The organism is Mesorhizobium sp. NPDC059025, from assembly GCF_042739655.1.
Taxonomy (GTDB): domain Bacteria; phylum Pseudomonadota; class Alphaproteobacteria; order Rhizobiales; family Rhizobiaceae; genus Mesorhizobium.
Map to the genome: position 1 here is coordinate 1 of NZ_JBHYIM010000028.1, position 9,151 is coordinate 9,151.

The 9,151-nt window shown below is 61.7% G+C and carries 7 protein-coding genes; 3 read left to right on the forward strand and 4 right to left on the reverse strand.

Translation table 11 applies throughout. The features are described from left to right. The first annotated feature begins 487 nt into the window (after positions 1-487). On the forward strand, positions 488-1,525 hold the full coding sequence (locus tag ACFWYE_RS30865) for a hypothetical protein (RefSeq protein WP_379115805.1): 1,038 nt from the start codon (positions 488-490) through the stop codon (positions 1,523-1,525). Positions 1,526-1,612: 87 nt separating this feature from the next. Here the strand turns inward: ACFWYE_RS30865 and ACFWYE_RS30870 are convergent, their stop codons facing one another. Then, the gene (locus ACFWYE_RS30870) at positions 1,613-1,801 is read right to left on the reverse strand and encodes a hypothetical protein (RefSeq protein ID WP_379115806.1); all 189 of its coding nucleotides are present in this window, start codon (positions 1,799-1,801) and stop codon (positions 1,613-1,615) included. A 100-nt stretch (positions 1,802-1,901) separates the two neighbouring features. Between ACFWYE_RS30870 and ACFWYE_RS30875 the strand changes: the two genes are divergently transcribed. Then, entirely contained in the window at positions 1,902-3,362 is a 1,461-nt protein-coding gene (locus tag ACFWYE_RS30875; RefSeq protein WP_379115810.1) for a phosphatidylserine/phosphatidylglycerophosphate/cardiolipin synthase family protein, read from the forward strand. Positions 3,363-3,486: 124 nt separating this feature from the next. After that, entirely contained in the window at positions 3,487-4,326 is an 840-nt protein-coding gene (locus ACFWYE_RS30880) for an endonuclease/exonuclease/phosphatase family protein (RefSeq protein ID WP_379073236.1), read from the forward strand. A gap of 96 nt (positions 4,327-4,422) precedes the next feature. On the opposite strand, the gene ACFWYE_RS30885 is transcribed toward ACFWYE_RS30880, so the two are convergent. The 3 genes from ACFWYE_RS30885 to ACFWYE_RS30895 all read right to left on the reverse strand — a co-directional run bounded on the left by ACFWYE_RS30885 (position 4,423) and on the right by ACFWYE_RS30895 (position 9,053). Beyond that, a complete protein-coding gene (locus tag ACFWYE_RS30885) occupies positions 4,423-5,916 on the reverse strand; it encodes a M81 family metallopeptidase (protein ID WP_379115807.1) in 1,494 nt (497 codons plus the stop codon). A 150-nt stretch (positions 5,917-6,066) separates the two neighbouring features. Then, positions 6,067-8,394, reverse strand: a complete 2,328-nt coding sequence (locus tag ACFWYE_RS30890) for a DNA translocase FtsK (RefSeq protein ID WP_379115808.1) — start codon at positions 8,392-8,394, stop codon at positions 6,067-6,069. Then, the gene (locus ACFWYE_RS30895) at positions 8,391-9,053 is read right to left on the reverse strand and encodes a hypothetical protein (RefSeq protein ID WP_379115809.1); all 663 of its coding nucleotides are present in this window, start codon (positions 9,051-9,053) and stop codon (positions 8,391-8,393) included. Before ACFWYE_RS30895 ends, ACFWYE_RS30890 begins: the two co-directional genes overlap by 4 nt. Between the last annotated feature and the right edge of the window lie 98 nt (positions 9,054-9,151).

The following is a 9,151-nucleotide window of genomic DNA, read 5'->3' on the forward strand; positions in this document are numbered from 1 at the left end:
GCGTGCGCGCCTGCCGATAGGAGCAACAGCAGCACCCCGCATGTCACGAGACACCTCAAGCCAGCCAGTCGTCTCACAGCAATCTCCGGATCTGCTCGTCACTCTATAGGAACGTAGCTGAAAATTCGCTGACAATCGCTTCAGGGGCCTGTCAGCTTGGCCGGTTTAGAAACGCGCTATGAAACAGGGCAACCCACAAATGCGTCACGGCAGGCAAGGGGGAAGAAGGGTGTCTCGCCTCATCCCCGGCTTCGCTTTCGTAACCATCCTGTGCGCGATAGCACTCGCAATCCCCCTGGTGCAGCACCGACCCTCATCGAACCTGTATCGAGTGCTGCAATGCCATGAGTGGAAACACATGGGCTGCTTTCTTAGCCGTTGAAGCAAGTCCTCCCGCACTGGCTGGAGTTCGGTTCTGACACGTCCCGAACACCGGACTTTTGACCGGCAATGCCAACCCGCAACGTTTTCCCAGGAGACACGTCCCTTGATCTCGACCCAAAAGCGGCCTTTCACGCTCGGCATAGCGCTGGCAGCAGCAGCAATGAACACCGCGACGCCGCTGATCGCGCCCATTTTCGGCCCCCGTCTCGCAATGGCGACCGAGGCACATGCATCCGCGCCAGTTGAGATGAATGCTCCCGCCCTGCTCAAGGACATGCGCGGATCTCTGGCAGCGATGGCCTTCAGCTTCAGGGACGCCTCCGCCGACAGCAGGCGTCGGAGCGGCGCAAACGTCGTTGCGGCCGTGACTGAAACGTCCAGGGCCATGCAGAATCTCGAAGGGGCGTTGGGATCGAAAAACGCGGCATCCATCGCCAAAGGCACAAAAGCTGTGTCGAGGGCCGTAGGAGATCTCCAGACCCGATACGCGCTGTCGGCAACGAAGAACAGCGACGCCACGAAAGCGTTGCAGCGGCTCAATGGGGCCTGGTCCGCATACTCCTCGCGCTATGTGCTTTCCAAGCCGGCAAAATCGACCCCAAAGGCCTCAAGGGCACAAGTGCATGCTCTCAAAAGGAAAGTCTCCAATCTCACCGCCAGGGTTCGCATTCTGGAGAACCAGGTGGCGGACAACGCCGCGCTGCGGGCCGAAGTTCGGCGCATGCATCGTGAGATCGCCTATCTCGACGGGCGCTTCGAAGATCCGGTGGTCTATCAGCGCGCCGCGTTCATGCTTGTGGTGTTCGCAGGATATTTCGACGCTTTCGTTGTGACGACACGAACCTACTATCCCGCTTATTACGTATATTTCGACAACCCTTACTACATATCACCGCGCTTCGACGATTATTGGGACGGTTACTATGACGGCCTGGCTTCAAGCTGGTACGACGACCCGATCATCATTGACAACCCCATCCTGGAAGTCAGTCAGCCGGCGATCTATCAGGACGTCACCTATGAGACGATCTACAATGTGACCAACGAGACGACCAACATCTATGTTGCGCTGCCCGAAGAAGACCTGTCGCGGGTAGCTGTTGAGCCCCTGCCGGCAGATGTCGACTTCACCGTTGAATAGGCCGCGACAAATGAAACCAATGTGCGATCGGAAAACAACGAAGACGATGGCGGGAACACCAACTTCAGCCGTGAGCAACCCCAGTCTTCACAGCGGGGCGAGAGCGAGGCCCTCGAAGACCGAGGCCAGGTGCCCGAGATCGACTCGCCTGTAGATGAAGAGCTGCCCGACGATGGCGGCAAAACCCTGCGGCCGGATGAGGCGATGCCATCGAACGAAGAAGGCCCGGCCCCTGAGGAAGGGAGACCGGCTCCAGACGAGGACATTCCATCCCACAACGGAATCCGGCGATAGGGTCGGCAAGCTGATGGGAACCCGTCGGCCCCTTCAAGGATATCAATCGACGGCGTTGAAGATAACTGCATAGATGTCCGCCATGTGGACATCGATCACCACCCATTGGGCCCAATTCCTCGCCGCCGTCTCGATGGTGATTACGGCAGTCGCTGCCGCACATGCAGCGATGACCAAGGATGAAGTGCGGGCGGCCATCGGCTGGGTCGGTATCATCATCCTGTCGCCATTCATTGGCGCCGCGCTTTATGCCATTGCCGGCATAAACCGGATCAGGGGCGTCTCGCTCGCGGCGGAGCGGGCGGCGGCCGGGCGCGCGGTGCTCGAGCACACACGCTTCGATGCAACCAACAGCTCCATCGAAGCCCGGTTCGGCCCGCGTTTTGTGGCGCTCAAGACCGCTGGCGACAGGATAACCCACCACGTCCTGACCACGGCAAATGCCGTCACCATGATCGAAAGTGGCGATGAAGCCTATGCCGCCATGATCGCGGCGATCGACGGCGCGCAACGCAGCATTATCCTCGAGACCTACATCTTCGACCGCGATCCGATCGGACTGCGCATCGCCGATGCCTTGATAAAAGCCGTGCGACGCGGTGTTGCCGTGCGTGTGTTGATCGATGCGGTCGGGGCCCGCTATTCGGTTCCCAGCATTGTCGGCTATCTGCAGAAGGGCGGCGTCCCCACCGACGTGTTCAACGGCAGCATCATCGTGGGGCTGCGTCTGCCCTATGCCAATCTGCGAACCCACCGCAAGATCCTGGTCGCCGATGGCGCAGTGGCCTTCATGGGTGGAATGAACATAAGGCAGGCTTTCACCGCCGAATTCGCCGGCGCCGACATGGCGCGCGACACCCATTTCCGCATCGACGGTCCGGTAGTCTCCGACATCTTCTCGGTTGCCGCCGAAGACTGGTTTTTCGCCAGCGGGGAGCAGCTGCAGGGCGATGCCTGGCATATCGCGTTTGACGCGGCCGGAGATCCGGGCTCGCCAATACTCATGCGTGCGCTGCCTTCCGGACCCGATGCCAGCCTGGAGGCCAATCACAAGATGCTGATGGCGGCCTTTTCGGTCGCCCGCCGATCCATACGCATCATGTCGCCCTATTTCCTGCCGGACCGGGAATTGATCAGCGCCCTGACCACCGCGGCGCGGCGCGGCGTCGATATCGATATCGTCGTGCCGTCCGTCAACAACCTCGTTCTCGTCGACCGTGCCATGACCGCCCAGTTCGACCAGGTCCTCCGAAGCTACTGTAAGGTCTGGCGCGCACAGGGGCCATTCAACCATTCCAAACTGCTTGTCGTCGATTCCACCTGGGCTTTCATCGGTTCGTCGAATCTCGACCCTCGCTCGCTCAGGTTGAATTTCGAGATCGACCTCGAAGTGCTGGATCCTGCCTTTGCCGAAAAAATCGAGGCACGCATCGAAACCGCGGTCGGCTCGGCAAAAGAGGTCACGCTGCCGGAATTGCGTCAGCGTCCGTTTCTTGTACGCTTGATCGACCGGATTCTGTGGCTTGGTTCGCCTTATCTTTGACCGAGTCCTTTGGCGTTCTGCCGGTTGCAGAGAAAACCGCTACACACTTTTCCTGGAACTGCTCTAGTTAGAAAAAGACGACACGGGCTTGGGACTGATGATCGGCAAGGAATCAAGAAGCACCATGCACCGGCTGGGCGGTGGCATCCCTGCAAACATCCTCGAGCGCATCCGCATGCGCCGGGACCAGGCGGAACCGGCGATCGCGAGCGCCGAGCAGGCCGGTGTGCTCGTCGCCTCCTACAATGTCCATAAATGCGTGGGCACCGACGGGAAGTTCGATCCGGAACGGACCGGCCGCGTCATCCACGAGATCGATGCCGATGTCATCGCCCTGCAGGAGGCGGACAAGCGCTTCGGTGATCGCACCGGTTTGCTGGATCTGGTGCGCCTGGAGCGTGAAGCCGGGCTCACCGCGGTGCCGATCCCGGGGCAGCTCAAGGCACATGGCTGGCATGGAAATGTCGTTCTCTTCAGGCGCGGCAGTGTGCGCGACGTCCACCAGGTCAAGCTGCCCGGGTTGGAGCCGCGCGGTGCAGTGGTCGCGGAAATAGAACTGGAAGCGGGTGGCATCATCCGGATCGTCGCGGCGCATTTCGGTCTTCTTCGCCGTTCGCGCACCCGGCAGGTTCGCGCGATCCTGGATATCATGAACGACAGGCGCGAGACCCCGACCCTGCTGATGGGCGACCTCAACGAATGGCGCCTCAACGACCGTTCCGCGCTCGCCATGTTCGAGACCGCGTTTGGGGAACTGCCGCCCGCCGTCCCCAGTTTTCCATCACGATTGCCATTGCTGGCGCTCGACCGCCTGATCTCAAACCGCAAGGATATCCTGTCGCCTGTCATCGCTCACGATACGCCCCTGGCGCGGCTGGCTTCCGACCATCTCCCGATCAAGGCCTGGGTCAATCTCGTCCCTGCGCAGGCGACGCCGGTCGGGGACAAGCTCCAGGCCGCATAGGGCATGATGCCGAAACGTTGCAGGCTTTTCGGATGAGATCATGCGGCAGACAGAAAGATAGAGCGGAGTGTCGAATCGTCCTGATCGCTTTCCGCTCTAGGCAGGCGGCGCCCACTGGACGCCGGTATCCAGCGGATAGACCGGCCTTGCGAGCTTGCGGAACGAGAACAGCTCGTAGTTGGAGCTCGTGACGCCGGAGCTGGCGCATTCGACGACAGCCCTCGAACGCGGCTCGAACACCGGCCGGCAATACATGCGTGACTTGAGCAACAGGAAACGCGCCGCCAGCGGATCGATCGCGGCACAGTGAAAGACACCGAGGTCCCACGGCTCGTGCGGCAGCTCAGTGATCAGGATCGACGCATTGGTGGTCTCGAATTTGACCGCGCGCCCCATCTTGCAAAGCTGGCCCGTATAGATCGGACCCGAAACGATGTAGCTGCCGTCGCTGATCGCAGCGACACGTCCCTGGAGCTTTAAGGGTTCTCGCGGCGCGACGAAGCCTTCCGCCTTCATCCTGTTGCCGAGATCGATGGTGGTGACCGCGCCAACGCTGGCGGAAATCAGGGCTTCGACCGACGCGGGATCACAGATCGGGCCGGCGACAATCCCGGAGAGGCCCATTCTAAGCATGGCCTCCAGCACATCCATCGTATCGCAGGTACCACCCGACATGCAGTTGTCGCCATGGTCGAGCAGCAGCACTGGTCCTGTCCCTGGTCTCTGCGAGGCCTCTACCGCGGCCGCCAGGGACGTCTCCGACGACAGCTCGTCATAGAGGAATTCGGCACGTCGCCGCCAGGCCTGTTCGGCGATCTCACTGGCCACTGCCCGGGCTGTGTCCGCATGATCTGCCACCACCACGACGCACACGCCGGTCTCCGCTATGTCCGCAATCGGAAAACCGCCGAACAAAGTGACGGCGTGGACTCCATCGCGCTTTTCCGCCTCGATCGCCAGATCGACGATTTCGGTCATCGCACAGGCGACATTGGTGTTCATGCGCAATGTCGCGGCAAGCATGGGTGGGTGGACCCAGTGCTGCCTCGGGCTGGCGGTGCCGTCGAGCATCCTGTCGATGATGCGCGTGACATGCTCGCCGGTCGCATACATGTCGATATGCGGATAAGTCTTGAAACCGACGATGCAATCGCAATTGTCGACCATTCGTTGCGTGACATTGCCATGCAGGTCGAGCGCGACGCCAAGCGGGACCCGCGGCGCACTCCGTCTTATACGTGCGAGCAGCTCCCCTTCGGCATCGTCGAAACGATCCGTGACCATGGCTCCGTGCAGGTCGAGCAATATCGCATCGCAACCCGCTTCCACCGCCCGGAGGATGGCGCCCGTCATCGTCTCAAATGATTCGTTGTCGACCGGCCCGCTGGGATTGGCCGTCGCTGCCAATGGCGTCACCAGCTCGGCACCGATCCGCTCTGCGTATGCATGGAACGCGCCGAGCGCGGTGTTGGAACCCTTGCCGAAAATCCGAGCCGCTTCGTCCCATTGCGGGTCGAAGGAGGCGAGTGTCGTCACGACCGGCGAGAAGGTGTTGGTTTCATGGTTCAGCCTGGCAACGACAATCCGCATCTTTTGTCTCCCGTTCGCTGTTCCAAGGTGCCGGCATTGCCTTGGAACAGCGATGTCAGCTGACCAGGTCTTCTGGCGCGGGCCAGACGTATCATAAAAAAAGCCGCCCGAAGACCGGGCGGCTTTTCTGGGAGCGGTTTGCGATCCCGTCTACCGGATGATCTCGCGCTTGCCGACATGGTTGGGCTCGCCGACGATACCTTCCTTTTCCATGCGCTCGACGATCGAGGCGGCGCGGTTGTAGCCGATGCCGAGGCGGCGCTGGATGTAGGAGGTCGAGCACTTCTTGTCGCGCAGCACCACCTTGACCGCCTCGTCATAGAGGTTGTCGCCATCCTCGGCGCCCATGCCGCTCTTGTCGAACACCGGGCTCTCATCGACCTCGGGCAGCTCTTCCTCTTCGTCGGCGGTGACCGTCTCGAGATATTCGGGCCGTCCCTGCGACTTGAGGTGGTTGACGACATGCTCGACCTCGGCGTCGGAGACGAACGGGCCATGCACGCGGGCAATGCGGCCGCCGCCAGCCATGTGCAGCATGTCGCCCTGGCCGAGCAGCTGTTCGGCACCCTGCTCGCCAAGGATGGTGCGCGAATCGATCTTCGAGGTGACCTGGAAGGAGATGCGGGTCGGGAAGTTGGCCTTGATGGTGCCTGTGATGACGTCGACCGATGGGCGTTGCGTCGCCATGATCAGGTGAATGCCGGCGGCACGGGCCATCTGGGCGAGGCGCTGGATGGCGCCTTCGATCTCCTTGCCGGCGACCATCATCAGGTCGGCCATCTCGTCGACGATGACGACGATGTAAGGCATCGGCGCGAGGTCGATCTCCTGATCCTCGAACAGCGGTGCGCCGGTACCCTTCTCGAAACCGGTCTGGACCTGCATCACCACGACCTCGCCCTTGTCGCGGGCGACCGCGGCGCGCTGGTTGTAGCCGTCGATGTTGCGCACGCCGAGCCGCGCCATCTTGCGATAGCGGTCCTCCATCTCGCGCACCGCCCACTTGAGCGCGGTGACTGCCTTCTTGGGATCGGTGACAACCGGCGTCAAAAGATGCGGAATGCCGTCATAGATCGACAGCTCCAGCATTTTCGGGTCGACCATTATGAGGCGGCACTCCTCCGGCTTGAGCCGGTAGAGCAGCGACAGGATCATGGTGTTGATGGCCACCGATTTGCCAGAGCCGGTGGTACCGGCGACGAGCAGGTGGGGCATCTTGGCAAGCTCGGCGATGACAGGCTCGCCGCCAATGGTCTTGCCCAGGCAGAGCGCCAGCTTGCAACCCGTGTTGCGGAAGCCGTCGGACTCGATCAGTTCACGGAAATAGACGGTCTCACGGGTCTCGTTCGGCAGTTCGATGCCGATGACGTTGCGTCCCGGGATAACAGCGACACGCGCCGAAATCGCCGACATCGAACGGGCGATGTCGTCGGCGAGGCCGATGACGCGTGAGGATTTCACGCCCGGTGCCGGCTCGAACTCGTAGAGGGTGACGACGGGGCCTGGGCGGACATGGATGATCTCGCCCTTGACACCGAAATCCTCCAGCACGCTTTCGAGAAGATCGGCATTCTGCTCCAGTCGCTCCTGCGACATGTAGAAACCCTGTCCCTCCGGTGGCAGCTGCAGCAGCTCTTCCGACGGCAGCTCGTAGTCGCCCGGCTCAACCTGGGTTACCTTGCCGACCATCGGCAGCGACTGGCGCGGCGTCGGCATGGTGATCTCGACGGTGCGCGCCGGAGCAGCCGGCGCGGCATCGTTGGCGGCAACCGGCCTGCTGGCGGACGCTGCCGCGGCAACTGGTGTTTCAACGACGGGCGTAGCCACTTCGGCAACTTCCGCAACAACCGCTGCCCTAGTCGTTTCGACCGGCGTCAGCTGCATGGAGGTCGACACCTCGATGACCTTGTAGAGAGAGGTCACATCCGGAGACACCAGCGGCCGTAGGTCGGCCCGGCGCGGCGTGATGGCTGACGCCTCGGCCGGTGCCACCGGGGCAGGGGCTGCTGCGTGCTGTGGCTGGAATTCCGAAGCAAACTCGAAGAAGGCGTGATCCGAAATGTAGGACCAACGTGTATTGCGCCGCGGTGCCGGGGCCTCTGGCTGCTGGGAAGCAACGACCGCAGGGGCAACAGTGCGTGCAGCGAGCACAGGCGCAACCGGAGCCTGCTGTGCAACACGCACAGGCGACGGCTTATGTGCGGACGGGATTGCCGGCTGGGTCTGCTGCGAAGCTGGTCTTGCGGTCATGGCTGGAGCCGGAGCAGGCACGGCAGCTTGTGCAACAGCGCCGGTCGGCTGCTCGGCCTGCGGTTCATGCTCCCCTTCTTCGGCCGAGATCTTCTTGATCTCGCGGTCGGGCGTGCGGGTGAAACGCACATTGGGCGCCAGGAAGAAATAGTCCTGCCATTCCGGGCGGGCGAACTCACCCTCGCCGCCGAAATTGGGGAACACCGCGCCATCGTTCTGGGGCTTCACATATGTGTGCGCGTTGCTGTCACGGCTGGTGATCCGGCCGGCAAAATCGATCGCATGCAGCTGCGCGGCTTCGTGGCGATGCTGCTCATCCTCTCCAGGCGCTGCAGCCGTGAGATTTGCCCGAGAAAAACGCATGGATGCCATACTGGAGACTCGCCGATTGAATGTCCCCTGAGACATAGGAACCGATGGTTAACAGTCCCTTCCGAAAACGGCCCGGACAGCAGGAACAGATCCGTTTTGGCACAGCGACGCGACCCGGCTTGGGTGTCACACAAGACAGGCTTGTACAGGCAAATCAAGGCGGTCGCGCCGACACCGTAAGGCTCGGAGACTGCCGCCAGATTTTTCTGCTGTCTGGACAGGTCGGCAGCGCCAGGATCTGAAATCAGGTCTCCGGGAATGGCGATGGTTCGCGCCCGCGTCCCACAGGCATTGCCGATCGGCGCCGAGTGGATCCAGTGTGTCGGGGAAGGGCAGCTCCTGCCGACGACGATTGTCGTTCCGGAAGCAGCGGGGCATCCAGGGTTAATGGCAAGCCCCGGCACATTGCGCCAAAGTTGCTGGGCGACGAAGCGCGAAACCGACTGAATTTGAGTATGAGAGAGATTGTTCTGCAGCAGACCCACCGGCATCAGGCCGATGGCTGCTTTGATCATATCGAGAAGCTTACGTGCATTTAGCAGACCTGGCAGCGACCTACTCTCCCGCGTCTTGAGACGAAGTACCATTGGCGCTGGAGCGTTTCACGGCCGAG

Excerpts from the sequence above, each read along its gene's own strand:
- ACFWYE_RS30880 (WP_379073236.1), top strand. The coding sequence starts at position 3,487 with ATGCACCGGCTGGGCGGTGGCATCCCTGCAAACATCCTCGAGCGCATC.
- ACFWYE_RS30885 (WP_379115807.1), bottom strand. The coding sequence starts at position 5,916 with ATGCGGATTGTCGTTGCCAGGCTGAACCATGAAACCAACACCTTCTCG.
- ACFWYE_RS30875 (WP_379115810.1), top strand. The coding sequence starts at position 1,902 with ATGTGGACATCGATCACCACCCATTGGGCCCAATTCCTCGCCGCCGTC.
- ACFWYE_RS30895 (WP_379115809.1), bottom strand. The coding sequence starts at position 9,053 with ATGATCAAAGCAGCCATCGGCCTGATGCCGGTGGGTCTGCTGCAGAAC.